Source organism: Candidatus Delongbacteria bacterium, assembly GCA_020634015.1.
GTDB lineage: Bacteria > CAIWAD01 > CAIWAD01 > CAIWAD01 > CAIWAD01 > JACKCN01.
Genome location: JACKCN010000007.1, coordinates 155,813 through 181,963, shown reverse-complemented (window position 1 = coordinate 181,963; position 26,151 = coordinate 155,813). Strand labels below are relative to the sequence as shown.

25 protein-coding genes are annotated in these 26,151 nt (G+C 64.9%); 13 read left to right on the top strand and 12 right to left on the bottom strand.

Annotation, left to right across the window (positions count from 1 at the left end; translation table 11 throughout):
- Positions 1–5: 5 nt before the first annotated feature.
- A complete protein-coding gene (locus H6678_13625; GenBank protein ID MCB9474834.1) occupies positions 6–1,247 on the top strand; it encodes an ABC transporter permease in 1,242 nt (413 codons plus the stop codon).
- A gap of 28 nt (positions 1,248–1,275) precedes the next feature.
- Positions 1,276–2,730, top strand: a complete 1,455-nt coding sequence (locus H6678_13620) for a TolC family protein (protein ID MCB9474833.1) — start codon at positions 1,276–1,278, stop codon at positions 2,728–2,730.
- Positions 2,731–2,852: 122 nt separating this feature from the next.
- Here H6678_13620 and H6678_13615 read toward each other — a convergent pair whose 3' ends face one another.
- Entirely contained in the window at positions 2,853–3,530 is a 678-nt protein-coding gene (locus H6678_13615) for an NUDIX hydrolase (protein ID MCB9474832.1), read from the bottom strand.
- A gap of 1,368 nt (positions 3,531–4,898) precedes the next feature.
- Between H6678_13615 and H6678_13610 the strand changes: the two genes are divergently transcribed.
- The 3 genes from H6678_13610 (at position 4,899) to H6678_13600 (ending at position 5,777) form a co-directional block, all read left to right on the top strand.
- The gene (locus H6678_13610) at positions 4,899–5,195 is read left to right on the top strand and encodes a BrnT family toxin (GenBank protein ID MCB9474831.1); all 297 of its coding nucleotides are present in this window, start codon (positions 4,899–4,901) and stop codon (positions 5,193–5,195) included.
- Entirely contained in the window at positions 5,192–5,404 is a 213-nt protein-coding gene (locus H6678_13605) for a BrnA antitoxin family protein (GenBank protein MCB9474830.1), read from the top strand. Before H6678_13610 ends, H6678_13605 begins: the two co-directional genes overlap by 4 nt.
- 148 nt (positions 5,405–5,552) lie before the next feature.
- Complete coding sequence (locus H6678_13600; protein MCB9474829.1) at positions 5,553–5,777, top strand: type II toxin-antitoxin system Phd/YefM family antitoxin; 225 nt, start codon at positions 5,553–5,555, stop codon at positions 5,775–5,777.
- 105 nt (positions 5,778–5,882) lie between these two features.
- Here the strand turns inward: H6678_13600 and H6678_13595 are convergent, their stop codons facing one another.
- Genes H6678_13595 through nadA form a run of 3 tightly spaced genes read right to left on the bottom strand, consistent with a single transcriptional unit; the run spans position 5,883 to position 8,772 of the window.
- On the bottom strand, positions 5,883–6,080 hold the full coding sequence (locus H6678_13595; GenBank protein ID MCB9474828.1) for a transposase: 198 nt from the start codon (positions 6,078–6,080) through the stop codon (positions 5,883–5,885).
- 48 nt (positions 6,081–6,128) lie between these two features.
- Positions 6,129–7,685: an L-aspartate oxidase gene (nadB, locus tag H6678_13590; GenBank protein MCB9474827.1), complete on the bottom strand. Its 1,557-nt coding sequence runs from the start codon at positions 7,683–7,685 to the stop codon at positions 6,129–6,131.
- A gap of 40 nt (positions 7,686–7,725) precedes the next feature.
- Positions 7,726–8,772 (bottom strand): quinolinate synthase NadA, encoded by a 1,047-nt coding sequence (nadA, locus tag H6678_13585; protein MCB9474826.1) that lies wholly within the window; start codon positions 8,770–8,772, stop codon positions 7,726–7,728.
- 171 nt (positions 8,773–8,943) lie between these two features.
- Here nadA and ychF point away from each other — a divergent pair, with 171 nt between their 5' ends.
- Together ychF and H6678_13575 are read left to right on the top strand one after the other, a co-directional pair.
- Positions 8,944–10,047 carry a redox-regulated ATPase YchF gene (ychF, locus tag H6678_13580; protein MCB9474825.1) on the top strand — a complete coding sequence of 368 codons (1,104 nt, stop codon included), beginning with the start codon at positions 8,944–8,946 and terminating at the stop codon, positions 10,045–10,047.
- Positions 10,048–10,360: 313 nt separating this feature from the next.
- Positions 10,361–10,900: a transposase gene (locus H6678_13575; GenBank protein ID MCB9474824.1), complete on the top strand. Its 540-nt coding sequence runs from the start codon at positions 10,361–10,363 to the stop codon at positions 10,898–10,900.
- A gap of 307 nt (positions 10,901–11,207) precedes the next feature.
- On the opposite strand, the gene ric is transcribed toward H6678_13575, so the two are convergent.
- Both ric and H6678_13565 read right to left on the bottom strand, forming a co-directional pair.
- Positions 11,208–11,882 carry an iron-sulfur cluster repair di-iron protein gene (gene ric, locus H6678_13570; protein MCB9474823.1) on the bottom strand — a complete coding sequence of 225 codons (675 nt, stop codon included), beginning with the start codon at positions 11,880–11,882 and terminating at the stop codon, positions 11,208–11,210.
- Positions 11,883–11,911: 29 nt separating this feature from the next.
- Positions 11,912–12,472, bottom strand: coding sequence for a TetR/AcrR family transcriptional regulator (locus tag H6678_13565; GenBank protein MCB9474822.1), 561 nt, complete (start codon positions 12,470–12,472; stop codon positions 11,912–11,914).
- Positions 12,473–12,665: 193 nt separating this feature from the next.
- Between H6678_13565 and nirK the strand changes: the two genes are divergently transcribed.
- The 3 genes from nirK to H6678_13550 are packed head-to-tail and all read left to right on the top strand — an operon-like array spanning position 12,666 to position 15,575.
- The gene (gene nirK / locus H6678_13560; protein MCB9474821.1) at positions 12,666–14,123 is read left to right on the top strand and encodes a nitrite reductase, copper-containing; all 1,458 of its coding nucleotides are present in this window, start codon (positions 12,666–12,668) and stop codon (positions 14,121–14,123) included.
- Entirely contained in the window at positions 14,120–14,914 is a 795-nt protein-coding gene (locus tag H6678_13555; GenBank protein MCB9474820.1) for a formylglycine-generating enzyme family protein, read from the top strand. The genes nirK and H6678_13555 overlap by 4 nt, the downstream gene beginning before the upstream one ends.
- 7 nt (positions 14,915–14,921) lie before the next feature.
- Positions 14,922–15,575: an SCO family protein gene (locus tag H6678_13550; GenBank protein MCB9474819.1), complete on the top strand. Its 654-nt coding sequence runs from the start codon at positions 14,922–14,924 to the stop codon at positions 15,573–15,575.
- 90 nt (positions 15,576–15,665) lie between these two features.
- Here H6678_13550 and H6678_13545 read toward each other — a convergent pair whose 3' ends face one another.
- The 6 genes from H6678_13545 to ggt all read right to left on the bottom strand — a co-directional run bounded on the left by H6678_13545 (position 15,666) and on the right by ggt (position 23,691).
- Positions 15,666–18,200 carry a HAMP domain-containing protein gene (locus H6678_13545; protein MCB9474818.1) on the bottom strand — a complete coding sequence of 845 codons (2,535 nt, stop codon included), beginning with the start codon at positions 18,198–18,200 and terminating at the stop codon, positions 15,666–15,668.
- A 219-nt stretch (positions 18,201–18,419) separates the two neighbouring features.
- Positions 18,420–19,334: a succinylglutamate desuccinylase/aspartoacylase family protein gene (locus H6678_13540; GenBank protein ID MCB9474817.1), complete on the bottom strand. Its 915-nt coding sequence runs from the start codon at positions 19,332–19,334 to the stop codon at positions 18,420–18,422.
- Between the two features lie 245 nt (positions 19,335–19,579).
- Entirely contained in the window at positions 19,580–19,726 is a 147-nt protein-coding gene (locus H6678_13535; protein ID MCB9474816.1) for a hypothetical protein, read from the bottom strand.
- Between the two features lie 10 nt (positions 19,727–19,736).
- Complete coding sequence (locus H6678_13530) at positions 19,737–21,035, bottom strand: TRAP transporter large permease subunit (GenBank protein MCB9474815.1); 1,299 nt, start codon at positions 21,033–21,035, stop codon at positions 19,737–19,739.
- On the bottom strand, positions 21,032–22,006 hold the full coding sequence (pgsW, locus tag H6678_13525; GenBank protein ID MCB9474814.1) for a poly-gamma-glutamate system protein: 975 nt from the start codon (positions 22,004–22,006) through the stop codon (positions 21,032–21,034). The genes H6678_13530 and pgsW overlap by 4 nt, the downstream gene beginning before the upstream one ends.
- Positions 22,003–23,691 carry a gamma-glutamyltransferase gene (gene ggt, locus H6678_13520; protein ID MCB9474813.1) on the bottom strand — a complete coding sequence of 563 codons (1,689 nt, stop codon included), beginning with the start codon at positions 23,689–23,691 and terminating at the stop codon, positions 22,003–22,005. The genes pgsW and ggt overlap by 4 nt, the downstream gene beginning before the upstream one ends.
- 249 nt (positions 23,692–23,940) lie before the next feature.
- Between ggt and H6678_13515 the strand changes: the two genes are divergently transcribed.
- Genes H6678_13515 through H6678_13505 form a run of 3 tightly spaced genes read left to right on the top strand, consistent with a single transcriptional unit; the run spans position 23,941 to position 26,143 of the window.
- The gene (locus H6678_13515) at positions 23,941–24,300 is read left to right on the top strand and encodes a hypothetical protein (GenBank protein ID MCB9474812.1); all 360 of its coding nucleotides are present in this window, start codon (positions 23,941–23,943) and stop codon (positions 24,298–24,300) included.
- Positions 24,300–25,496 carry a hypothetical protein gene (locus H6678_13510; GenBank protein MCB9474811.1) on the top strand — a complete coding sequence of 399 codons (1,197 nt, stop codon included), beginning with the start codon at positions 24,300–24,302 and terminating at the stop codon, positions 25,494–25,496. Before H6678_13515 ends, H6678_13510 begins: the two co-directional genes overlap by 1 nt.
- Positions 25,493–26,143 (top strand): hypothetical protein, encoded by a 651-nt coding sequence (locus H6678_13505; protein ID MCB9474810.1) that lies wholly within the window; start codon positions 25,493–25,495, stop codon positions 26,141–26,143. The genes H6678_13510 and H6678_13505 overlap by 4 nt, the downstream gene beginning before the upstream one ends.
- Positions 26,144–26,151 lie beyond the last annotated feature (8 nt).

The following is a 26,151-nucleotide window of genomic DNA, read 5'->3' as shown; positions in this document are numbered from 1 at the left end:
GCTGCATGCCTGACCGGGGCGCCCTGCTCGAGGCCCTGCGCATCAGCATCGCCTCACTGCTGTCGCACAAGCTGCGCAGCCTGCTGACCATGCTGGGAGTGATCTTCGGCGTGGGCGCGGTCATTTCCATGCTCTCGATCGGCGAAGGAGCGCGCCGGGAAGCCCTCGAGAACATCCGCCTGCTGGGCGCGCGCAACATCCTGGTGATGGCCGTGCCGCGCGACCGTGTGCCCTCCGAAGATCTGGAGAAGGGCAGTCCCGGGCTGGGGCGGCGTGACGTGATCAGTCTGCAGGGGCTGCTGCCCGACGCCACCATCAGTGCGGTGGTCAATTCGGATGCCCAGGCGGGCGTGGGACGCCGTCGGGTCAAGGTGCCCCTGCGAGGTGTGGAACCCGAGTATCTGGCCCAGTTTCCGGGCATGGAAATCAATGGCCGCTGGCTCACCGACGCCGACGAACACGGCCGTACTCGGGTCTGCGTGCTGGGCAGCCAGGTGGCGCGCGAGCTCTTTCCAACCAATTCCCCACTGGAGCGGCTGGTGAAACTGGACGACCAGTGGATGCGCGTGGTGGGTGTGGTGCAACCTCGTGCGCTCTCCGAGAAGGGCAAGCAGGAACTGAGCCTGCGCGACCTCAACCGCGACATCTACATCCCGCTGTCCACGTTGCGAAGCCGGATGCCGCCGGTCAGTGGCAAGGAAGGCCTGGACCAGCTGGTGATCACGGTGGCCACCACCGAGGAGGCCGCACCGGCTTCCGAGCGTGTCCGGCGTGTGCTCGAGAGGCGTCACATGGGCGCGCGTGACACGGAAATCCAGGTGCCCTGGGAGTTGATCCGCCAGTCCCAGGCCACTCAACGCATGTTCAACCTCGTGATGGGGGCCATCGCCTCGATCTCGCTGATCGTGGGCGGCATCGGCATCATGAACATCATGCTCTCCAGCGTGCTGGAGCGCACGCGAGAAATCGGCATCCGCCGCAGCGTGGGTGCCACGGCCGCCCACGTGATGCAGCAGTTCATCACCGAGGCGGTCGTGCTGTCACTGGGCGGCGGACTGCTGGGGATCGTGCTGGGCCTGTGCCTGGCCTGGGGCATTTCGGCTTTCGCCGGCTGGCACACGGTGGTCACACCCTGGTCGGTATTGCTTTCGTTTGCGGTCAGCGCGGGCACCGGACTGATCTTCGGCATTTACCCGGCCCGCCGTGCGGCCGCCCTGGATCCCATCGAGGCCCTGCGTCATGAGTAGACACCACCTGCCGTCACGGAATCCGGTCATGGGCCTGCTGGCTTTCGCCCGCACCTGGAGCATCGTGTGCGCCAGCCTGGCGCTTCTTTCGGGAATGGCCTGGAGCCAGCCCCTGGCCCTCAGTCTTGATGAGGCCATCGACCGTGCCCTGGGCAGCCATCGCGAGGGCGAGCGCGTGCACCTGGGCCTCCGGGAGAACAAACTGGATCGCAGCGATCTGCGCTTGCGCCTGCTGCCGCGGATCCGCGTTCAGGGAGTGCTTCCGGGAATCACCGACAGCCGGGCCGAACTCTGGAACAGCTCCCTTCAGGTCTATGAAGAAACCCGGATCAAGACCGAGCGCCGCAGTGGCACCCTGAGCCTGTCCACCGAGCTGCCCTTCGGCACCACCGTGGATGCCAGCAGTTACCTCGGCTGGCGCGATTCGGACACGGACAGTTACCTGACCCGCTGGAGCACCAACTATTCGCTCTCGGTGAGCCAGCAGATCTTCGGCGCTCGCTGGCTCTGGGACGATCTGCGTCAGGAGAGCCGTTCGCTTCGCCTGAGCCAGCTGCAGGTCAGCGAGCAGGAGGCCGCGTTCCGTTATCGTGTGGTACAGGCCTATTACGCGCTGTTGCAGGCACGCCTCGGTCTGGATCTGGGCCGCACCGGGCTGCGCGAATCGGAAGGCAGTCTGGAACTGGCCCGCCGCAAGTACGGGGCCGGCATCATCGGCGAGAGCGATTTCCTCAAGAGCGAACTGGAGAATCTGGAGCGGCGCAGCTCCTTCGCCAGCGATTCCCTGGCCCTGCAGCTGCAGGAGGAGGATTTCCGCAAGCTGGTGGGGCTGCCCACGGAGCAGGCCTTCATCCTGGACGCCACCGTCCCCGAGCCCAGTCCCAGTCTGGATGTGGACGCCCAGCTCGAGCTGGCCCGCCAGCAGAGCCTGAGCCTGCTTGAATCACGCGACGCACTCAGCGCGGCCACTCGCTCGCGGCGCGAAGCCTGGCGTTCGCTGCTGCCCGCCGTGGATCTGGCTCTCTCCTGGGACCAAAGCATCCAGGACAGCACACGCAACCTGAGCATGGCCGATGCGGACCTTTTCCGCACGGTGACCCTGCGCCTCAACTGGGCTCTCTGGGATTGGGGACGCAACACGCGAGCCTTGCAGCGCATGCGCATCCGCGAGCGGCGCCAGCAACTGGCCTTCGATGAAAGTGTGGAAAATCTGGAGCGGCAGGTGCGCAGCCAGCTCAACCGGATTCTGGAATTGCAGGCCCAGCTGCCCCTGCGAGCCCGCCAGCTGGACCTGGCCCTGCGTGATCACGAGATCAGCCAGCAGCGCTTCGAGACCGGCCAGATCACCAGCCAGGACCTGATCGACGCCGAGCGCACCCTCTCCAGCGTGCGGCTTCAGGAACTGTCGGCCCGGATCAACCTTGTGCTCCAGGTGGCCGCCCTCGAACGGCTCACGGGCGCCGACCGCGTCCCTCTGCCCTGAGTTTCCTGCCCCCCGCCGCGTCATCCCCGCGAAAGCGGGGATCCCGAGCAGTTACACCGCACCCAGGAAACCCCGTCACTCCCGCGAAGGCGGGAGCCCCGAGCGGATACCGCGCGCCCCCCTCACCCCAGCGCTTTCTCAAGCGCCCAGTCAGCACACGCATGAAAGAACCGCCCCCGGCACTCCTGCGGCTCCCGCCATTCCCAGACATCTTCCGCGGGTCCCGGCCCGCTGGCTGGCGTGACACGCCAGAAGCGCGCCACCATCCGGATCGGCTCACCATCCACCACGAAGTGCTGCAGGGCTTCTCCCAGCCATTCCTGCCTGCCGATCGCCAGCGCGCATTCCTCCCGCAGCTCCCGGGCCAGAGCCTGCTCGGGCGTCTCACCAGGGTCCACACCGCCACCGGGCAGGAAGAGGCCGCGTCGGCCCAGCACGACAAGCAGGCGACCGGCTGGGTCGAAGATCAGTGCGTAGGATCCTTCCCGCGACCGGGCCCCGGGGACTGGCTTGCCGAAAGTCGGGATCTGTGTCATTCTGTCGACTCCTGTTCTTGATGTCGTGGAAGATGATGAATCAGTGGGCAAGAAACGGTGGCCGTACCTTCCAGCCGTAGCCCGGATGCAGCCCCACACACGTGTTCTCGTCATCTGACTATCCGGCGGAATCCGGGGGCCATGAGGTGTTGCTTGCACCGGACTCCTCGAACCCCCCACCGGTTTTGCCCCTTCTACCGGAATCCAGTCACTGACGGGGCCCGTGATGCCTTCCTCGGCTCGGGATTGCCTCCCGTGATGCATCGTTTTCCACCTTTCTTTGGACGGGTCCAAAGCAAGGTGGAACCAAAGAAAGACCCTCTTCGCAGGCCTCGCGCCGCGCAAACTTGGCCCGCGATGCGGTCCGGCGACCAAGCGCGGCGGCCCACACTCATGCCCGACCGTTCCGTCTCGATGGTTCCGCCACCGGCGTCACCGCATAGTTGGGGATTGATCTGAAATGGACGGCATCCGTACTCGTGTTCATGTCAGCCATGTTCGCGCTGCGGGGCGAACGCCAGGCTTTTCCCTCGCGCAGCGTTGAAGCCCAGCGTTCGCTTTGGGGATGGGGCACTCGCGCGACTCGCGATTCATCCCTGCGAAGGCTGATCCCATCACGCTCGTGTTCCCCGTGCCAGGGAAGCGATGTGCTTGGCCACGCACAATCTCCCCACCAAGCCCCGAACAGGGCATCACACATCCATAGCCCGTGGGGAATCCACGGGCGGGCGCGAATGCCCGACACAATGGGAATCCTGCATGAGGATGGTCAGGGCCAGCCATAACCGACCCATTCGTAGGGTGGGCAAAGCGCAGCGTGCCCACCAACCAAATTGGAGGCCAACGCACACTCACCCCAGCCAAGCCCCGAACGGGGCATCATACATCCTTAGCCCGTGGGGAATCCACGGGCGGGCGCGGATGCCCGACACAATGGGAATCCTGCAGGAGGATGGTCAGGGCGACAGTCGATGAAACCGTCACCCATTCGTAGGGTGGGCAAAGCGCAGCGTGCCCACCAACCCACTCGGACGCCAACGCACACTCACCCCAGCCAAGCCCCGAACGGGGCGTCATACATCATAGCCCGTGGGGAATCCACGGGCGGATGCGGACGCCCGACACAATGGGGACCTGGCCATGTTGATGATTCCGGCCAGAGTCCATGTCTCCATCACCATCGAGGGCAGGCAAAGCGCAGCGCGCCCACCCACCCACTCGGACGCCACGCACACCTTCCCAGCCAAGCCCCTGACAGGGCATCACACATCATAGCCCGTGGGGAATCCACGGGCGGACGCGGATGCCCGACACAATGGGGACCTGGCCATGTTGATGATTCCGGCCAGAGTCCATGTCTCCATCACCGACCCGCGAGGCAGGAAAAGCGCAGCATGCCCACCCACCCACTCGGACGCCAACGCACACTCTCTCCAGCCAAGCCCCGAACGGGGCGTCACACATCATAGCCCGTGGGGAATCCACGGGCGGGCGCGAATCGGCCAGAATTCCGGGACCGCAACCAGTGAGCCCTGAGGCATTGCCTTGAGAGCCTGGACTCTTGAAGTCATCAGGTTCCAGGGATCAGGACTTTTGGTTTGTACATACACTGTAAACTTGTTACTGTCCGCGGTGGAGACGATTCAATTCAGCTGGGACGAGCCGAAGGCGAGGTCCAATCAGCGCAAGCACGGCATTTCCTTCGAGGAGGCGAAGACTGCCTTCTCGGATGAACGGGCTCTGTTGATTGCGGACCCCGAGCATTCCAGGGAGGAGGATCGCTTCATCCTGCTGGGAATGAGCGTAACCCTGCGGCTGCTGGTCGTGTGCCACTGCTACCGGGAAGACGAGCATCACATCCGGATCATTTCGGCCCGCAAGGCCACCCGCAATGAGACCCGATTCTACGCGAAGGGTGTACGACCATGAAAGATGAATACGATTTCAGTGCTGCCAAGCCCAATCCCTACGCCAGGAAGCTCAAGACATCGGTCACCATCCGGCTGGAGCCGGAGATCATCATCTATTTCAAGCAGCTCGCCGAGGAATCCGGCATTCCCTACCAGACACTGATCAACCTTTTCCTGCGCGAGTGCGCTCTCACGAAGAAGAAACCCAGAATCAACTGGGCCTCCTGAACAGAAGTTTGGTTTGTGATCCCCCGTAGGGTGGGCAAAGCGCAGCGTGCCCACCAACCCACTCGGACGCCACTATTGACTCGGGACGGCGGGCTGGTCGCCAAGGCAAGGCAAGGCAGGCAGACGTCAAAGTATTGGAGATTGATCAATGATCACGTACACATATTCTGAAGCGCGACAAAAGCTTGCTTCTCTTCTGGATCGCGCCCAATTGGATGGCGAAGTGCTTGTGCGAAGGAAAGATGGTCAATTGTTCACCATTCGTCCGATGAAGATCAATGAGTCACCACTTGATGTCGACGGGATCGATACTGATATGAGCATGGAAGAGCTCATGGAGATCCAACGGGAAATGCGCGAACGACCTGTGTGACATCCAGGCGGGCCAGCAGCTGCATGAAGCAGATGCCTCGCCTTGTCACGGCCCTTGCACCCACCGATGACCCTGGCGCGAGTCCAGTCGGAAATCTTTTATACTTCAGCCGGCGTTCTTCCAGCCCGTTTCTTCGGATTCGGCCGATGGCGCCATGTTGAGACAGCGCCGGTCGGTCTGCCAATCCTCGTCGAACTCCATCGCCAGAGCCGAGACCAGCCGCAGGCAACAGGCCCAGTTTGGAAAGATCCGCAGCACACGCACGCGGCGGCGAAGCTCCGGATGCGAGAAGTCATTTCGCAACGGTCGATCCTGTTCCCTTGCGGTCATCCTTGGCGATCATATCGGCGACTATTCCCGGTAATGACACCCCATCGACTTTCGATTCGCCAGCGCGGCGGCCGTGATCAGGACTGAGCTGCGCACGGCGTTGCGCAGGCCGATCAGGGTGTCGGAGATGCGGGAGCGGCGGTAGAAGCTTTCGATCTCGGTTTCAAGGGTGCGCAGGTGGCGCAGGGCGCGGCGCAGGCGGGGAGTAGTGCGCACCACGCTGACGTAGTTCCACATCATGTGGCGGATCGAATTCATGTCCTGCAGCACGAGGGCGGGGTCGGGCTCGTTCTCGCCGGGGCCTTCCCAGTCGGCCACCTCGACGGGGGCCGGTGTGTCCTTGCGGGCTTCGATGTGCTCGGCCACCCGGCAGCCCCAGACCAGGCCTTCCAGAATCGAGGCGCTGCCCAGGCGGTTGGCGCCGTGCAGGCCCGTGCAGGCCACTTCGCCCACGGCGTACAGTCGCTCGATGCTGGTGCGGCCTTCCAGATCGGTCCAGACACCGCCGCAGAAGTAGTGGGCGGCGGGCACCACGGGGATCGGCTGGCTCGTGATGTCCACGCCCACTTCCAGGCAGCGTTTGTGAATCATCGGAAAGCGGGTGCGGATCTCGGCGGCGGGCAGGGCCGAGGCCAGATCCAGCCAGACATTCGTGCTGCCGCTGGCGATCATCTCGCGGTGGATGCCGCGGGCCACTTCGTCGCGGGGGGCCAGGTCCTTCCACTGGGGAGAATGGCGGGCCATGAAGGCTTCGCCGTCGCGGTTGATCAGTTTCGCGCCCGCGCCGCGCACCGCCTCGGAAATCAGGAAGCGCGCCTTGCCGTCGTGGTACAGGGCCGTGGGGTGAAACTGCACGTACTCGCAGTTGACCACGCGGGCGCCAGCGCGGTTGGCCATCGCCAGACCGTCCCCGCGCGAGCCCTCTGGGTTGGTGGTGCGCAGGTAAACCTGGCCCAGTCCGCCCGTGGCGAGTACCGTGGTAGCGGCCAGAATCGTGTCCACGCGGCCGCTGGCGTGATCGAGCACATAGGCGCCGCAGCAGCTCAGGGGTTCGTAGACATCGCGCGGGTTCAGACTGTGATGGGCGGGGGTCAGCAGGTCCACGGCGGTGCGCCGGGTCAGCAGGGTCACATTGGGGTGCTCGCGGATCGCGTTGAGCAGGGCTACTTCGATGGAACGGCCGGTGCTGTCGCCCACATGCAGGATGCGCACGCTGGAATGGGCCGCCTCGCGGATGCGGGCCAGGTCGCCGTCGGGGCCACGGTCGAAGGGCACGCCCACCCGGTCGATCAGCACCTGGCGTACACGGCGGGGGCCTTCTTCGGCCAGCAGTCTGGCCGCCAGCGGGTTGTTGACGCCGTCGCCCGCGCGCAGCAGATCTTCCTGCAAAAGCTCGGGCGAGTCGTCGTCGCCCTCATAGATGATGCCGCCCTGGGCGTGGTAGGTGTTGCTTTCCTCGGGCAGCGAGGCCCGGGTGACCACGGTGACCCGAATGCCCGCGTCGGCCAGTTGCAGGGCCGCCGTGCTGCCGGCGATGCCGCAGCCCAGGATCAGCACGGGACAGTCGATGCGGTTCATGCTCACTCCCATGCGATGCGACACAGAAAGCGGATCAGGGCTACAGTTCCAGCATGCGGGTCACGGAGCGCAGGGCGCGCACGCGAATGTCTTCCGGCACGAAAATCTCCTGCCGCATGTGGATCAGCGAGTCGCGCACGTCTTCCAGCCGGATCTCGTTCATGTGCGGGCAGCGCACCGAGCACAGCCCCAGCATTTTCTTGTGCGGGTTGGCCGCGGCGATGTTGTCGCTCATCGAGCACTCGGTCAGCAGCAGGAAGCTCTCGGCCTCGGTCTCGCGCACGTACGCGGTCATCTCGCTGGTACTGCCGGAGAAGTCGGAGGCCAGAGTCACCTCGGGGCTGCATTCGGGGTGGGCCAGGATGCGGGTGTTGGGGAACTGGGCGCGCACCATCTCGATATCGGCCACGCTGAACTGCTCGTGCACCTCGCAGCGCCCGCGCCAGCCGATCATCACCCGCTCGATGTCGGTGTCGGGCGGGAAGGCCGGGCCATCGGCCGAGTCGTGCATCACGGGCAGGATCACGTGTCGGCCGGTATCACGGGCCACGTTGCGGGCCAGGTATTCGTCGGGCAGGAAGATCACCGTGTCGCCGGCCAGACTTTCCACCACCCGCGCGGCGTTGCCTGAAGTGCAGCAGATGTCCACCTCGGCCTTGACCTCGGCGTAGGTATTGATATAGGCCACGATAGGTACGCCCGGGTAGCGACGACGCAGCTGACGCACATCCTCGGCCGTGATGCTGGCGGCCAGCGAGCAGCCCGCCACCTGCGCGGGCAACAGCACGGTGCGTTCCGGGTTGAGGATCTTGGCCGTCTCGGCCATGAATCGCACGCCGCAGAACACGATCACCGGGGCGGTGGTTTCGGCGGCCTTGCGGCACAGTTCCAGGCTGTCGCCCGTGATGTCCGGCACCGTGTTGAAGAGGGCCGGTTCCATGTAGTTGTGCCCCAGGATCAGGGCCTGGCGCTGGATCTTGAGCGCCTCGATCTCGTGCACAACTTCGGCGCGGCTGGCCAGTTCGATCTCGGGGACCAGGCCGCGCAGCTTCTCGATCACGGGGTCCTGCAGGGTATTGCTGGACATGGGGCAGCATCCTTGACTGGGGGGCCGCATGGGCGGCCGATGAATCAGGCGTGCAAGATAGAAAAGGCGGATCGCCCAAGCTGCTTTCGCCCCTGTTGCGCCGCGAGGAGCGGGCCGATTCGAGCCGATTTGCCTACCTTCAGCGCCTTTGCAACCCGGAGGAATGCCCCCATGGGCCTCAGCATCGGTATCGTCGGACTGCCCAATGTCGGCAAGTCCACACTGTTCAACGCTCTGACCCGCGCCCAGAATGCGGAATCGGCGAACTATCCCTTCTGCACCATCGAGCCCAACAAGGCCATCGTCCCGGTGCCCGACAAGCGGGCCGACAAGCTGGCCGAACTGGTCAGGCCGCAGCGCGTGCTCTACAACACCATCGACTTCTGCGACATCGCCGGACTGGTCAAGGGTGCCAGCCGCGGGGAAGGTCTGGGCAACAAGTTCCTGGGCAATATCCGCGAGACCGATACCATCCTGCACGTGGTCCGCTGTTTCGAGGACGATGACGTGGTGCACGTGGACGGCAGCGTGGATCCGGTGCGCGACGTGGAAGTCATCGAGACCGAACTGATCCTGGCCGACCTGCAGACTCTGGAATCCCGGATCCAGCGCCTGACCCGGGAAGCGAAGAACGACAAGGCCGCTGCGAAGACCCTCGAGGGCCTGCAGGGGCTGGTGGCCCACCTGGAAACCGGCAAACCCGCCGTGAGCTGGCCCGCGCTGAGGGAGCAGGAGGAACTGGCGGCCACCGTGCGCGGGCTGGGGCTGATGAGCGCCAAGCCCGTGATCTACTGCGCCAATGTGGACGAGGCCGGACTGCACGGCGACAACAGCATGGTGCAGAGTCTGCGCGACTATGCTGCCGCCCATGGCCATGCGGTCGTGCGTGTCTGCGCCCGCGCCGAAGAGGAGTTGGCGGGCGTGAGCGACGAGGAGCGCGTCGAGCTGCTGGCCGCCTACGGGGTGGAGGAGACCGGGCTGGAGCAGCTGCTGAGCATCGGCTTCGCCAGTCTGGGTCTGATCAGCTACTTCACTGCCGGCGAGAAGGAAGTGCGCGCCTGGACCATCCACAAGGGCTGGAAGGCCCCCATGGCCGCGGGTGTGATCCACAGCGATTTCGAGAAGGGCTTCATCCGTGCCGAAGTGATCGCCTTTGATGATTATGTCAAACACGGAACCGAGAGCGCCTGCCGCAGCGCGGGCTGCCTGCGCGTCGAAGGGCGTGACTACGAGGTCCAGGACGGCGACGTGATGCACTTCCGCTTCAACGTCTGAGAGTCGATCCGGACCTTCGTTGCGCCGCTGGATGGGTAAAGGCCAACGGCCCTGCCCAGCACCCACAATCTGGAGCACCACGGTAGGATGGGCAAAGGCCGAAGGCCGTGCCCATCACCCCCCGGCCTGCCCGGAGGATTGGCAAGGACTACTGGCCTTCCCATCTCCCTGAATTTCACCACTCGATACATCGAAAGTGTGGCGAAAACCTGACACCACTCTTTTCGTTCTCTCGTCTCCTCAAGATCCTTCGGAACATGTATTGGATGAAGTCGTTCTGTAGCGTTGACGTATCAGAACCCGAGGCGCTTCATTGAATTTTCGTCGAACGCGTGTTCCAGGGGGTCTCTACTTCTTCACTTTGGTGACACATGACAGATATCCCTGGCTTGAATCACCGGCCGCAGTCCGGAGATTCTGCAGCGGATATCGCACGGTCCGCCTCAATCACCCATTCGAGACACTTGCACTGGTGATCCTGCCTGACCACTTGCATGCGGTCTGGCGACTTCCTGCCGATGATCATGACTATCCGCTCAGGTGGCGAAAAATAAAGCACAGTTTCAGTCGCGGATGCCTTGCCGGGCGGGTGACGCAGTCAATGACACGGCGTCGTGAGAAAGGTGTCTGGCAACGTCGTTACTGGGAGCATCTGATTGACGACGATGCAGCGACCGAAGCGATCATTGAGTATGTGCACTTCAATCCAGTGAAGCATGGAGTGTGTCGAGCGCCGGAGGAGTGGCCCTGGAGCACAGTGCGACGAGCGATGGCCAAAGGCTGGCACCCGCCTGGTTGGGGACAGGGAATGTTGCAGAGACAGGTTCCTGGTGGAGTCGGGAAGGATCCTTGATGTGGGTGAGGAAGGTGGGCACGGCCTGCGGCCTTTGCCCACCCTACGATGTGCGTGCGCGCGAACTGCGCGAGGTCGTGGTTCAGGATGGCGATGAGATGCACTTCTGTTGCAAGTTCCGCGGCGCTCGGTCACTGCCTGGATTGCGCGATGCTTTGGAAGGTGGGCGCGGCCTGCGACCCATGCCCACCCTGCGGAGTGCCAGCGGACTCCACATCCCATTTCTCAAAACGACGCACCGCCCGGCCACTGGCCGGGCGGTGCGTGTTTCAGTCATCCTGTGGCGAGATGTCCACCTTGCGGCGGCTCAGTGAGCCTCGGCGATCGCGCGGGGAAAGAGGATGTTGTTCTCCAGGTGGATGTGTTCGTGCAGCGACGGTTCCAGCGCGGCCAGGCCATGCCAGAGGGCGCGCCAGGTGTTGCAGGCGGCCGCGGGGACCCGGTAGCCGTCGGTCAGCTGATTCAGCCTCGCCAGCATGTGTCCCACCGCTTCATGTTCCTCCCGCATGCCGTCCAGCATCTCCATGCCGGGTGCTCTGCCGGCCAGGATCAGGGGAAATAGCGCCGTCTCTTCCTCGCGCATGTGCTGTTCCAGGTCCTGGCGCAGGGCGATGAATACCGTGAGGAGTTCTTCCAGACGCTCCGGATCCTTTTCCCCGTGTACGGCCAGCACCTTGCGGGCCATGCCTTCCAGGCGGGGCAATTCTTCGACCAGCGGCTCATGATGCTGGTTCAGGATGTGCGAGACCAGATCCGGCAACGGAGCCCTGAGCCAGCTCGTGGGGGACTCGGTCGGGCCCTCCAGCTCCCGGGTGATTTCCGCCAGAATCCGGTCAGGGTCCAGTCCCTTCTCCCGGCAGACACGGTCCAGTGGCTGCCCCCCTCCGCAGCAGAAGTCGATCTGATGCCGGGCGAAGACGCGTGTGCTCAGAGGGTGCTTGGCCGCCAGCACGCCGACTTTGATTCCTTGTTCCAATGTCATGGGTCCTCCGGTTCCTTGGTTGCGATGCGTCAATCGTGAGCCACGGGCGAGGGCGGTGACAGCATGAGTTCGAGGGCCGCCAGAACCCGTTCGGTGGTCTGACCCTGCCCATTCACGGGTGAGTCGTGGATTCCGCGCATTCCGATCAGCGCGTGGATGGTTCCCAGCACGGGGACCAGCAGGTCCTCCGCGGGAATGTCCGGTCGGATGCTGCCGTTCGTCACCCCCTCACGCAGAGCGTCCAGCAGGTAGCCGCGTGACCGGATCGAGAGCTCCTGCAGCTGGTCGACACATTCCTCGGGCAGGCTTTGCCGGGCCTGTTCGGAGCGGAAGAGCCAGGCCACACCGGGACTGCCGCCCATCAGGGCGACGCGCGCCCGGGCCAGAGTCAGCACCCTGCGCAGGGGCGGCAGGCCCGGATCGGGAAACGTGGCATCGACCTGGGCCCTGGCCACCCGAACCGCTTCGCAGAGCATGGCTTCCGTGGTGGGAAAGTGGCGGAACAGCGCTCCGGTGGTCAGGCCGACGCGCTGGGCCAGATTCCGTGTGGTCACGGCGGCGATGCCCTGTTCGCCCAGAATCTCAAGCACGGCCCGGGCAATTTCTTCACGGCGGGCCTGGCCGCTTTTTCGTGGTGTTTTTTCCATTGCGCCAAATGTAAGTAAGTGCTTACTTGCAAGCAAGTGATCGAACCCAGCCTTCGACGCCAAAATCTGGTGGCTGGAATCCAGGGATCCAAGAGCCTGGATCCGAACAGGAGGAACAGACATGCCAAGGCGACCCATGCACACGATTCTGCCCTGTCTGGGAGCCGCCGTGCTCCTGCTGCTGTCCGCAGGGTGCGAATCCGGCCACAAGGGAGAAGACGGTCGGGAGGGCTGGGGGCTGAGCCCCGTGGAGCGGGCCGCGTTGAGCGGGCAGGAAGAGGCCGTGCTGGCGCACGCCCCCGATGTACCGCCACCGATCGCCCGGGATCATCCGACCAAGGTGATCGTGCATCTTGAAGTGAAGGAGTTCGAAGGCAAGCTGGCTGATGGTGTGGAGTATACGTTCTGGACCTTCGGTGGCACCGTGCCCGGCCCGATGCTGCGGCTGCGCCAGAACGACGAGGTGGAATTCCACCTGAGCAATCACCCCGACAACAAGATGCCCCACAACATCGACATGCACGCCGTGACCGGGCCGGGGGGCGGGGCAACCTCTTCCTTCACCCCCCCGGGAAAGACCTCGACCTTCACCTTTCGGGTGCTGAACCCCGGCCTGTTCGTCTACCACTGCGCCACGGCACCCGTGGGCATGCACATCGCCAACGGAATGTACGGCCTGATCCTTGTGGAGCCCGAGGAAGGCCTGCCGCCCGTGGATCACGAATACTATGTGATGCAGGGAGAGTTCTATACGGCGGGAACGTTCGGTCAACCGGGACTGCAGCCATTCGACATGGCAAAAGCCCTGCACGAGGACCCGGACTACGTCGTCTTCAACGGGGCCGTGGGTGCCCTGAACGATGAGCATGCACTGCGCGCGCGCACGGGTGAGACCGTGCGCCTTTACGTGGGCAACGGCGGACCCAATCTGGTCTCTTCATTCCATGTGATCGGCGAGATCTTTGACCTGGTGCACACCATGGGAGGTACGGTGGCCGACCAGCACGATGTGCAGACCACACTGGTTCCACCCGGTGGAGCGGCCCAAGTCGAATTCAAGGTGGACGTACCGGGTACGTTCCTGCTGGTGGATCACGCCATCTTCCGGGCCTTCAACAAGGGCGCGCTGGGCATGCTCAAGGTGGAGGGCGACGAGGATCCCCAGATCTATTCGGGGCTGCAGTCCGAAGAAGTCTATCTGCCCGAAGGCGGGGCGCTGCAGAAACTCACGGCTGAGAGTTCTCCGGTGCGGGACCATCCCCTGAGCCTGGACGAGCGTATCGCCGAAGGGCAGCGGATCTTCGTTCTGAACTGCGCCGCCTGTCACCAGCTGGATGGCAAGGGAATCCCCGGGGCCTTCCCACCCCTGGCCGGTTCCGATTATCTGCAGGCGGATCCGATGCGCGGTGTCCGGGCGATTCTGCACGGGCTTCAGGGGCCACTGACCGTCAATGGGCAGACATTCAACGGTGTGATGCCGGCCCTGAACCTCAACGACGAAGAGATCTCCAGCGTACTGACCTATGTGCTGCACTCCTGGGGCAACACGGGTGGCCGGGTCGAGCCGGCCCAGGTCGCGGCCGAGCGCAAATGAAACGGCTTGTCATCAGCCTGATTCTGGGTCTGGCCCTGTCCGCCGCCGCTGCCACGCGTGCGGCGGACATGGTCCGCATTCCGAGCGGATCCTACCTGCCGCTGTACGTCGGTGGGGAAGAGGATCCCGCTTGCCATGTGAACGCCTTCGATCTGGATCGCTTTCCCGTGACACACGCGCAGTTTCTGGAATTCGTCGAGGCCCGTCCGGAATGGCGCCGGTCTCGCGTTCCGGCCCTGTTCGCCGGTCCGGGCTATCTGGCCCTCTGGTCCGGGGATCTGCAACTGGGACCCGATTCCCTGGAATTGCGCAACAGTCCCGTGACACAGATCTCCTGGTTCGCGGCCAGAGCCTATTCCGAGTGGCGCGGAAAGCGCCTGCCGACCACGGCGGAGTGGGAGTATGCCGCGGGAGCCGGCAACGGGCACCCGGACCCCGGTGTGAGCCAGCGGATCCTGGACTGGTATGGACACCCGACACATCTGCCATTGCCATCGATCGGCTCGACCGCAGCGGACGCCCGGGGGGTCTGGGATCTGCACGGGCTGGTCTGGGAGTGGGTCGAGGACTTCAATTCTGCCCTGATCACGGGCGAGTCCCGCGCCGATGGGGACGTGGATCGCCGCTTCTTCTGTGCGGGCGGCGCCCAGCAGGCGACGGATCGCAACGACTACGCCGCCTTCATGCGCTACGCCTTCCGCAGTGGGCTCTCGGGCAAGGATTGTGTATCCAGCCTGGGATTCCGCTGCGCCCGGGATCCCCTTTCCCCGACGTCAGCGGATACAAAGTGAGGAGACCATGACCCAACGCCTTTGTCACCAAGGGTCCGGGTGGACCCTGTTGTCGCTGTTGCCACTGCTGTTGCTGCTGGGTGCGGCCCCGCCGGCACCGCCGACCAAGGAAGCCGCGACTCCGCCACACGCCTGCTGCGCGGCGGCCCCCCCGACCGCCAGCCGGAACGCCCTGCCCGAAACCTCACTCTACCGGATGCAGTCCGTGTGGCAGGATCAGAACGGTCACGAGATGCACTTGAGCGATCTGGCCGGCGAGGTGCGGGTCGTGGCCATGATCTTCACCCATTGCCAGTACGCCTGCCCGCGGATCCTGCAGCAGCTGCGGGAACTGGAGCAGAGCACAATGACGGCACGCCCGGGATTCGTGCTCATCAGCTTCGACAGCGCGCGCGATGATCCGGCCACACTCAAGGCCTATGCTCGGGCGCAGGGACTGGATCCTGCCCATTGGACACTGCTGCATGGCCAGCCGGAAGACGTGCGCGCACTGTCGGTTGTGCTCGATGTGCCGTACCAGAAAGATGCGGCGGGCAACTTTTCCCACGCCAGCGTGATCAGTGTGCTGGATTCCGAAGGACGGGTCATGAAGCAGATGCGTGAACTGGGTGGGGATCTGGACCCTTGCCGCGAGGCGATCCTGACAGCCGGCACTCACTGAGCGCCTGAATCGACGCACGAACGGGACAACCGTGAAACAGAAAGGCGGACCCTCGCGGGCCCGCCTTTTCTGTGTGCGGATGATGCTGGATCACACGTGGAAGCGCCGCATCAGTTCTCCCATGTCCTCGGCGATCCTGTTCAGGTGTTCCACGGCGTCGGCCGTGCTGGTGGCGCCCCGGTTGGAGGCCTGGGCCACCACGCCCAGCTGTTCCATGTTCTCAACGATCTGGTGCGAGCCGGTGGCGGCTTCGTGCACGCTGCGCGTGATCTCGCCCGTGGTCACGCTCTGTTCTTCCACGGCGCTGGCGATCGAATTCTGCAGGTCGTTGATCTTGTCGATGATGCTGGTGATCTGCTCGATCGAGGTCACGGCGCGGCCCGTGTTCTCCTGGATCGTGGCGATCTTCAGGCTGATGTTTTCGGTGGCTCTGGCACTTTCCTTGGCCAGTTCCTTGACTTCGTTGGCCACCACGGCGAAGCCCTTGCCCGCGGCCCCGGCGCGTGCCGCCTCGATGGTGGCGTTCAGCGCCAGCAGGTTGGTCTGTTCGGCGATGCCGCTGATCACCTTCACCACCTCGCCGATTTCCTCGGAGCTGATGTTGAGCTGGCTCATCGCCGCGCCCGTGGACTGAGCCAGCTGCACGGCCGCGGCGGCCACCTTGGCGGCTTCCGCCGTGTTGCGGCTGATCTCGCGGATCGACGCTCCCATCTCTTCGGCGCCCGTGGCACTGGTCTGCATGTTGCCGCTGATCTGCTGGGTGGTGTTGGCCACCTCAACGGCCTTCTGGTTGGTGGCCTCGGCACTTGTATTCATTTCGGCGCTGATCGAGCCCAGCAAGGAACTGCTGTCCTGGAGCTGGCTCAGGTTGGTTCCGATGGTGGAAATGCTGGTCCTCATCGAATGGAAGAAGCCGTTGAGTGCCGTTCCCACCTGGCCGATGGCGTCGCTGCCCGTGATCGGCACTTCCTGGGTCAGGTCACCGGCGGCGGCCGCGCTCACGGTGGTGAGCAGCTGGTCCACCTTGCGCTGCAGTTCGGCGGCTTCCTGGCGTTCGCGCTCAGCGGCCGTGCGCACACGCTGCTCGTTGGCGAGCTGCTCGGTGATGTCTTCGATCGAGATGCAGAGTCCCTGGCGTTCCTTCTTCTCGTCCACGATCTCGTCCAGGCTGAAGGAGAGCTGGCTGTCCTTGAGCGGCAAGGTCCCCGTCCAGGGCAGGTTGGCCGAATGTGTGCCCTGTTCCACGAGGGTGCGGCCCATGGGCAGCACCTTGTCCAGGCGCCCGTTGTCCAGGCTGTCCGCCGAAATGTCGCCCGTCTTCTGCAGAAGAGTGAGCGCGGCCGGGTTGGAGTAGCGGATCGTGTTGTCCGTGTCCACATAAAGCATCGCCAGCGTGCTGTTCTGCACCATGGCGCGCACTCGCAGCATCTCGCGCTGCTGGCCCGCATTGGCCTGGCGCAAGGCCTCGGCCTCGCGCAGCACCTCGATGGTGCGGTTGAGTGACGTGGCCATCCGGCCCAGCTCGTCCTTGCGCTTGATGTTGAGAGTCTCGTCCAGCTGTCCATCAGCCACGCGATCCAGCAGCTCGGCGGTCTTCTGCACAGGCTTCGAGATGCTGCTGCCCACCAGCCAGGCGGCCACCAGCAGGATCACACCGAAGATCACGATCAGGGTGATGCTGGCGTGTTTCATCGTGGCCATCTTCTCGTTGGCCTCGGCCACGTTGATCCGGGCCAGCACACCCCAGTCGAAGAGCTTGCGGCCGTGTACACCCTTGCTGACCGCGTAGCCATTGATCTGGGGAAGGTGTGTGCGCTGGTGTTCTTCGATGATGTAGCCATCTTCGTGATCGGCGATCTTCAGGGCGGCGCGCAATCCCGCGTCCTTCAGATTGACACTCAGGATGCGAGCCGGGTCCTTGTCCTGGATCAGCATGCCATCGGCCCGCAGCAGGTTGCACTCGAAGGACGCCTTGCCATCGCGCTCGAAATCCGCCTGAACCCCACGGATATGTTCGGCAGCCGTACGGTCCCAACTGATGTACGCGACCCATACTCCAATCGGGTCTCCCTCAAGGGATCGGATCGGCGCGGCGAAACGCAGGTTCATCGGCGATCCTCCGAGCGCCTCCGCCACTTCGGGGAAGCGGTTCACATCCTCGTACCAGGTCTGGCCCACGCCGATCGAGCCGGACATGCACTCCCTGAAGAAGGCCTGGTCGGCCATGTTGGTGCCCAGCAGGGAAGAGCTGTCCACGGGCTTGCCTGCCTGGTCCTTGGTGTTCGCGGCCAGCACCTTGCCCTCCGGATCGAGGGCCAGCATGAGGTCATATATGTAGTACGCGCCCACGTAGATGTTCATGCTGTTGGGCAGATTGGGGATCTGTTCGGGCAGCAGTTTCGTGGTGCTGGCGAAGGACTGGACCTGGCCATAACGTTCCGCCAGTTGCTTTTCGATGGAGGAGATCGTCTGGGTGGCCACGGCCTCCATGGCCTCGCCGGAGGTCTGGTTGAGAGCCAGGCCGGCCTGTTTGGTGAGCAGGATCGCGAAGATCACCAGCGGCACCAGGCCGAGAATCAGAAAGAGCCCGACCAGACGGGTGCGCAGGGTCATCGAGGAGTTCATGTCTTGGGCCTTTGCTTGTACGGGACAATGATGTTGGCAGCCACTGAGATCTGTCAAGCGTCTGTATCGGATGCTGCCGGACCGTCTTGATGGAGTGGAGAAAGGAATGTTTGAGCCGCGTCAGCCGGGGAAGACAGGAAGCTGCGGATCACACGGCAGCGTGGGGGAAGTCCCTTGTGTGGCGAGAAGCTGGCAGGATTCACGGCCCTGGCGAAAGGCTCAGCGGACAGCAGGATTCAGAAAGGGGGCGAGACCCTGTTCCAGCAGGGTGTCCTTGTCGGGCAGGCCGCGGAAGAGCATCTCACGGTCGGGGTCGGTCCAGGTCAGGCCGGCGAGCAGCTCCCGGAACCCGGCCAGATGCCTGGCCACCCGCAGGCGCAGGGGAATCCCGTCGGCCGTGAATGGGACGCGGTTCATGCCGATGGCCTGGGCGCGCAGGTAACAGGCGTCGGTGCCCTCGATGATCTGCGAGACCTGGGTCCGGCCGCGCAGGCGGCCCTGGATCGGGTTCGCGGTTTCCATCAGCAGGGCGTAGAGCCCGTCGAAGCGGTCGCCCAGTTCGCGGTGGCTCAGTCCGTGCAGATTCTTTGGCGAAGGTTCCAGATTGAACTCGAAACCATCCATTTCCAGTCCGAAGAGGGCCGCTCCGGCGATCTCCGAGGCGCGTTCGTGGCAGACGATGGCATTGATCACCGGATACTCGAGTGAGGCTTCGTGCAGGTCGATCACCAGTTCGATGCGTTCGCGCTCGATCAGCTGGCTGATCGCCCAGGCCACCTGTTCGGTGTGACTGCCCCCGGGGCGTCCGGGAAAACAGCGGTTCAGGTTGCGGGTCTCGTTGCCCGAGAGCTTCTGCCCGCTGGGGTGATGCACGGTGATCTCGGGGTCGGGCCACTGGTCCAGCGGATTGGTCAGGCGACTGCCCAGGCGGAACTCGCGCGGGCTGCCATCGCGGGCCGCCAGCGTGTAGTGCTGGGGATGGCCTTCCTGGGGTTCGGTGGCGCTGAAGGCACTGGCGTTGGACCGGGGAATCACCCAGAGCCTGCCTGTGTCCACCTGCAGGTTTTCGACCAGCAGCACGGCCGCCAGATAACCGGCGGGTTCGTTGGGATGCACGCCGCCCAGCACCAGCACTCGCGGCCCACCATCATCTTCCTCGGAGGCAGCCAGCAGAAAGACTTCGGTGTCACCGCGTCCGCCGGCGAGCGGGCTGAACCAGTCACTCAGCACCCTGGACTCACAGACGCCCGGCCCCGCCACCAGGGCTTCCGCGTGTCTCTGCAGCAGGAAATCACGACCGGCCAGCAGGCAGACCAGCAGACTGGCCAGCAGCAGCAGGGGGCCACGCATGCGCGCGCCCCGCGATGTGGACTGCGAGCTCATTTGATCAGCAACACGCGCAGCAGGAGGGGGACCAGCACCAGGGCGGCCACGCCCTGCTCGCGCCAATCGCGCGAGCGCAGCAGCTCGCGCACGATCAGCGCGCAGAGCAGGCCGGTGATGCAGAGGTAGATCACGAACAGCACGGGACCTCCATCAGGGTGCCGGGGTGAACACGGCGGCAAACTGGGCGGCGAACAGGATCGTCGCCAGACCCCAGCCCGCCAGCAGCAACGCGGGCACCAGGCAATGGCGCAGCACGCGCGTGTACTTTTCTTCGCCCACCACCTGGGCCGCGAAAATGCCCGAAAGGGCCGTGGGGGGCATCAGGTCGCCCAGGGCCGCCAGCATGGACAGCCCGGCGGCCACCCACAATTCGGGGCGGCCCAGCAGGGCCAGCAGGAAGGGCACACCCAGCACGCTGGCGCTGCCGAAGGCGCTGACCGCACCGAACATCGGGAGGGCGAAGAGCATGCTCACGAAGAGCAGCCAGTGGGGCAGTTCCAGGCAACTCAGCACCAGCTCGCCACGCATGCCCGTGAGAGTCATCACCTGGATGAAACAGCCCACGCCCACCAGAATCGCCATCACGGGCAGGGCCTGTCGCACGGCCGCCGAGGCACAGTCCACGAGCCGCACTCGGTCGCCCGTGACCATGGCCAGCAGGGCGCCCAGCAGGAACACCAGCGGCAGTCCCAGCGAGGGCACACGCCCCGGGAAGAGCTGAGGGGCGCTCATCAGCACCAGCACCAACAGCAGGGGCAACAACAGTTTCACTCCGTGACGCTGCCAGGGACCATCGTCGAGTCCGGCGAGCACAGCCCGGGCATCGCCCTTGCGGAGGCTCGGCCAGGCCAGGAAGAGCGCCGTGAACACCAGGGTCGGCAGGGTCAGCACCAGCAGCGGAACGGTGAAGCCGATGTAGGGCATGTCCACCCCGCCGCCAATGATCATCACGGGCAGGTTGATCGGAGGTGCCACCATTCCGATGATCGCGCAGATCGCGATGAACGCTCCCGTGCGCCGCCGGTCGAGCCCCAGTTTCATCAGGGGAGGGGCGGCGATCGCGCCCGTGGTGAGCACGCTGGCGGTGGTGAGTCCGGTGAGCATGCCCGGAAAGGCGATGAAGGCGCCCATCAGGATCGCCAGCAGCATCGGGCGGTGGGCCAGTCCGCGCAGGATGCGCACCGAGAGCGCGGGCAGCAGACCGCTGGCCTCGATGGCCTTCATGAACACCAGGGCCGTGGCCATGATCAGGATCGGATCGATGTAGACGAAGGAACCTTCCACCAGATGGCGCAGCAGGCCGTCACCACCGGGCGCCCAGGGCGGCACCCCCGCCACCAGCCCCCCGAGAGCGGCCGCCGAGGCCAGCCCCAGCCCGATGGGCCAGTTCCAGCGAAATGTCACCGCGGCGAACCAGGCCACCATGCCCAGCAGGATCCAGAGGGTCATTTCTCACCCGGCTTGACACGGTCCACGTGGGGTGAATGCAGTTCCGTGGGCGGCACCGGCAGGTTCCAGCGGGTGGCCAGGTCGCCGATGTCCATCAGCTGGATCACGGGCGTGCCCGCCTCCAGATAGTGCTGCAGCAGCCCGGGCACTCCCCGGCTGTCCTTGAGGCCTTCGGCCAGCAGCTCGTCGCTGCGGTTGAGCAAGCCGGGGTGGGCCAGCCGCCCGAAACCGTTGGTGCCGATGGCGGCATGTCCGCCACCCACATTGATATAGGCGGCCGGGTGCCCGAAATAGACCCTGCGCAGTTCCACCGCCTGCTGCAGACTGGAGGGATGGAAGGAGTTGTCGAAGTCCCGCATCAACTCGGCCAGGCCCAGACACTGCTCCAGCGGCAGGCCCAGGAATCGGTCGCTGGAGCCGCCGGGCGTGAGCCAGCGGGAGCCGTGCGACAGCAGTCCTTTCTCGAGCAGCAGCTGCTCCATCCAGGGCCAGCTTGCTTCGGCCGTGTTCGCGCCCCAGGTGGAGGCCCCGAAACTGGACACGCCCACCCAGTGGACGCCCCCCGCTTCCAGCACCATCAACACGGCAATGTCGAGAGCGGGGAAGGAACCGGTCATGGTGATGCCCACGGAGTCGCCGCGTGCCACGCCCGCCTGGTTGACCAGGTCGGCCACGATCCAGACCCAGCCACTCTGCAGGGTGGCCTGCTTGGATTCCAGCCGGCCCAGACTGGTGGTCAGCTCGCCGTCCTCGTGCCCCAGCAGCCCACTGCCGCTGGTATCACGGGCGGGGATCTTGCTGCCGTTGGGATAACGGGCCTCGCGGATCACGGCGCAGGCCTTGAGCCATTGCGCTTCGGCCTGCTCGGCCTCGCCCGGAGTGATCGCCCGGGCCGGCAGGGAGGAGAGCAGGAACAGGGCCAGCAGTCCCAGGGGCAAGCGGTGGAGAGGGTGTGTCAGCCGGGCGCTCAACGGTCGTACCCGGCCACCTGGCCACCGCGTCGAGGATCGGCGCCACCTTCGAGGGTGCCGTCGGCGGCCCGCGCGATGCCGTGTGCCCCGCCGAAATAGGAATTGAAGTCCCCATAGGGATAGGGCTTGTAACCCAGATCCGCGAGGGCAGCGATGAGCTCCGGCGCCAGCCGGGTCTCGTGCACCAGGGTCAGGCCCATCGGGTGCATGCGCGGGGCGTCGATCGCCTGCTGCAGACTCATGCCGAAATCGATGTGATTGATCAGGATCTGTTCCATGGCACCGGGAATCCGCGGCCCACCGGGTGTGCCCAGACAGAGCACGGGCTGGCCCTCGCGCAGGCCGATCAGCGGCGCCATGCTGCTGCGCGGGCGTTTTCCGGGAGCCGGGCGGTTGAGCGGGTCATCGGTCTCGAAGGAGAAATCACTCATCTGGTTGTTGAGCAGATACCCGTTGACGATCAGCCCGCTGCCGAAGAAGTAATTGATGCTCTGGGTCAGGCTCAGCAGGTTGCCCTGCTCGTCCCAGATGCTGATGTGAGTCGTGTTGCCGTGATCCTTGGGCGGAAAGACCTCGCCGTGCACGGGCAGGCTGGCTGCGCGTTCTCCATAGGACTGACTGCCCAGGGCGGGCCAGGTGCCGTGTACTCCATCGGGATGGATCTGGTCCAGCACACGGCGGGCCAGGGTCTTGTCCAGCAGCGAATCCAGCGGAGTCGTGTAGAAAGCCGGGTCCCCGGCGCGCGCGCTGCGATCACGGGCGGCCTTCTTGTGAGCCTCGCAGAACAGGTGTCGCCACTGGACCTCATCCAGGGAGTTCAGGTCCACGGGTTCGAGAATGTTGAGGCATTCCATCAGGGCCAGGCCGCCGGTGGCGGGCGGCGGCGGACTGAGCAGTTCCATTCCGCGATAACTTGAGCGCAGCGGCTCACGGATCAGCACCTGATAGTTCTCGAGGTCCGCGGCGGTGATCCAGCCACCCGCGGCCTGCACCGTGGCGGCCAGCGCCGCGCCCTGGCTGGCGGGAAAGGAATCCAGCCCCTGGCGCACCAGGTCTTCGAACACAAGCGCCAGCGGCTCGTTGTGCAGGGTGTCACCCGGGCTGGGCGGCAGACCGTCCATGAGGAACAGTGTGCTCAGTTGCTCGTCCTCGAGAATGCCTTCCATGTGCTCGGTGATCTGGGTGGCCAGAGCCTCGCTCACCGGATAGCCCCGGCGGGCCAGATCGATCGCGGGCTGCAGCAGGCGCGAGATCGGCAGGCGTCCGTGGCGCTGCCAGAGGCGGTGCAGACCCAGGGCCGTCGCGGGCACGCCCACCGTCGGTCCTCCCCCGATCCGCGCGAGGTGCAGGCTGTCGGCCGGGTCGTAATACACGGTGGTGTCCAGGCCCGCGGGTGCGACTTCGCGGTAATCGATGCACTCGGGGTATCCATTCGCGCCCCGCCACAAGGCGAAGCCGCCACCGCCCAGTCCGGAGGCGTGGGGTTCCACCACATTCAGCACGCACAACGCCGCCACCGCCGCGTCCGCCGCGCTGCCGCCCTCGGCGATGACCTGCAGGCCGACTTCCGAGGCCAGCGGATGTGCCGAGACCACCATCGCGCGGGCCGCCTGCAGCCTCGGGACGAGCAGGGGGATTGACAACAGCAGGGAACAGAGCAGAGCGCGGATTCTTGATCGGGACATGCTTCACCTTTCTCAGCGGGCGGATTCGGGAGGGGCGTGGATCGGAAGAGCGACTCCCGGACCGCCCACGCCTCGTCCTGGCAGGCCGCCAACTTAGGGATTCCGGCTTTATTGCCCGCCGCGCGACCCGCGCGAGGGGTCGAGTGTGGAGGCGGACTTTGTCGCAACCCGCCCCGATCCCTACCTTGCGCGCCTCGGTCGGCGGGCTCCACGGGCAGGAGCCGGTGCGTCACAAGGAAAGGGACGGCGATGGAACTGGTTGAAACGATCCTCTATGTGGATGACATGGAACGCACGCGGGATTTCTACCTCAATCTGGGGGCCGAAGTGCGGTTGGAAAGTCCACGCTTCTGCCAGCTCAGTTTCGGGGAACTGCGCATCGCCCTGCTTCCCCGGGAGTACGGGGACGCCCCCGCGCTCTCCTTCTGCTGCCCCGATCTGCCGGCCGCCATTGACCGGGTGGTGGAACAGGGCGGCGAACTGCTGGTAGAACCGGATCCGGCCCTCGCATCCAAGCCGGGGGCGATCCAGGCCGCCACGGTCCTTGATCCTTCAGGCAACACACTGATTCTCTGGCACCGCTGTGCCGACGGCGGAGAAGGAACCTGATGACGTATTCCGGCCTCTGGGCCTGGCTGCTGATGAGCGCCCTGTCGCTACCCGCGTTCGCGTCCAGCCTGGAACTGGTCGAGAGCGTGCCGCTGGAAACCCGGATCGGCGAGCCCGGCCTGCGCGCGACCCAGACCGCCTGGCTCGAGCTGATCAACGGAGCCCGCGAGACTCTGGACATCGAACAGTTCTACATCGCCGACGGCGAGCTGGAACCCCCGGGCAACGAGGCCGGGCGCCAGAGCCTGACCCCGGTCCTGCAGGCCGTCGAGGCGGCCGCGGCGCGCGGTGTCGCGGTGCGCATCCTGGTCGACCGGGTCTTCCTCGATACGTACCCGCAAACCGTTGACCGGCTGGGCAGGGTCAAGGGAATCCAGACCGCCGTCCTGGACCTGAAGCGTCTGGACGGAGGAGTGCAGCACGCCAAGTTCATGCTGGCCGATTCCCGCAGGGCCTATGTGGGCAGCGCCAACTGGGACTGGCGCGCCCTCAGCCAGATCCACGAGCTGGGCCTGGTGGTCGACGACGAGTTCACGGGCGGCTGGATCCAGCGCCTCTTCAATCTGGACTGGGCACTCTGCGACAGCCCCGACCGTGCCTCCGCCGAAGCTCTGGTGGACGAGTATCCCGATCCCTTCCCCGTGGTCATCGACCACACGCGGGTCACGCCCGTCAGTTCGCCTCTCGAATACCTGCCCACCCGTCGCCTCTGGAATGGCTACCAGATCGTGCGCCTGATCGAGGAAGCCGAAGAATCCGTGGATGTCCAGGTACTGACCTACGGCCTGGAATCCAGGGATGGTGAGTACTGGGACACCCTCGACCGCGCCCTGCGCCATGCCGCCCAGCGTCAGCTGCGCGTGCGCCTGCTGGTCAGCGACTGGAGCCTCAAACCGACCCAGTTGCCCTGGTTGCGCAGTCTGGACAGCCTGCCCGGGGTGGAGGTGCGCGTCTCACGGGTACCGGCCCATTCGGGTGGCGCGATTCCCTTTTCGCGAGTGGAGCACTGCAAGTACATGGTCACCGACTCGAAGAATGCCTGGTTGGGCAGCTCCAACTGGGAACGCGACTATTTCCACAGCAGCCGCAACCTGGGGCTGGTGCTTGAAGGCGGACAGGTTCCGGGACAGCTGGAATCGGTCTTCGAACGCTCCTGGACGGGTGACTGGACAACCGCCCTGCCGGTGAGCCCATGAACAGTCTGCTTGCACTGTGCCTGTCCGCGCTGGTCGCTGGCGCCGAGAGCCCGGTTCTGGACCCGACTCCGGTCAATCCCAGCCCGCACGACTCCCGCGAGGCCGTACGCCGGGTGCCCGACCGCATCGAGCGGATCGATCTGGCCTTTCCTGAGACCGAAGGCTGGACGGTGGTCAACCGGGATGCCAATCAGGATACCCACGTCGAACTGATCGAGCTCGGGCGCACCCAGGACGAGCTGGATCGCTGGGCCGACGCGGCGGAGGTCTTCGTGTTCCATTCCAGTTGGCGCACGGACATCTCGCGGGCTCGCGCCCACTTTCTCGATACGCTGCGCGAGCAGTGCCCCGGTGCCAGCGCGACCGACTGGCTGCGCGAGGACCTGGATGCGCCTCGCCGGATCACGGTCTATGACTGCCCCTCCGACAATCCCGTGGATACCCGCGCCGTGGTCCAGCTGATGCTGCAGGGAATGGACAACTTCTATTCGGTCAACATCTACCTCTCGGGCTCCGAACCCTCGCAGGGCATCCTGATCAAGTGGGTCGAGTTTCTCAAGGAAGTCCGCCCCTGTGTGTTCGGCGGGCGTGTCCTGCCCTGTCAGGACGGACTCTGGGATTCTGGCCGATTGGGCAGCACTCCCTGAACGCCCCT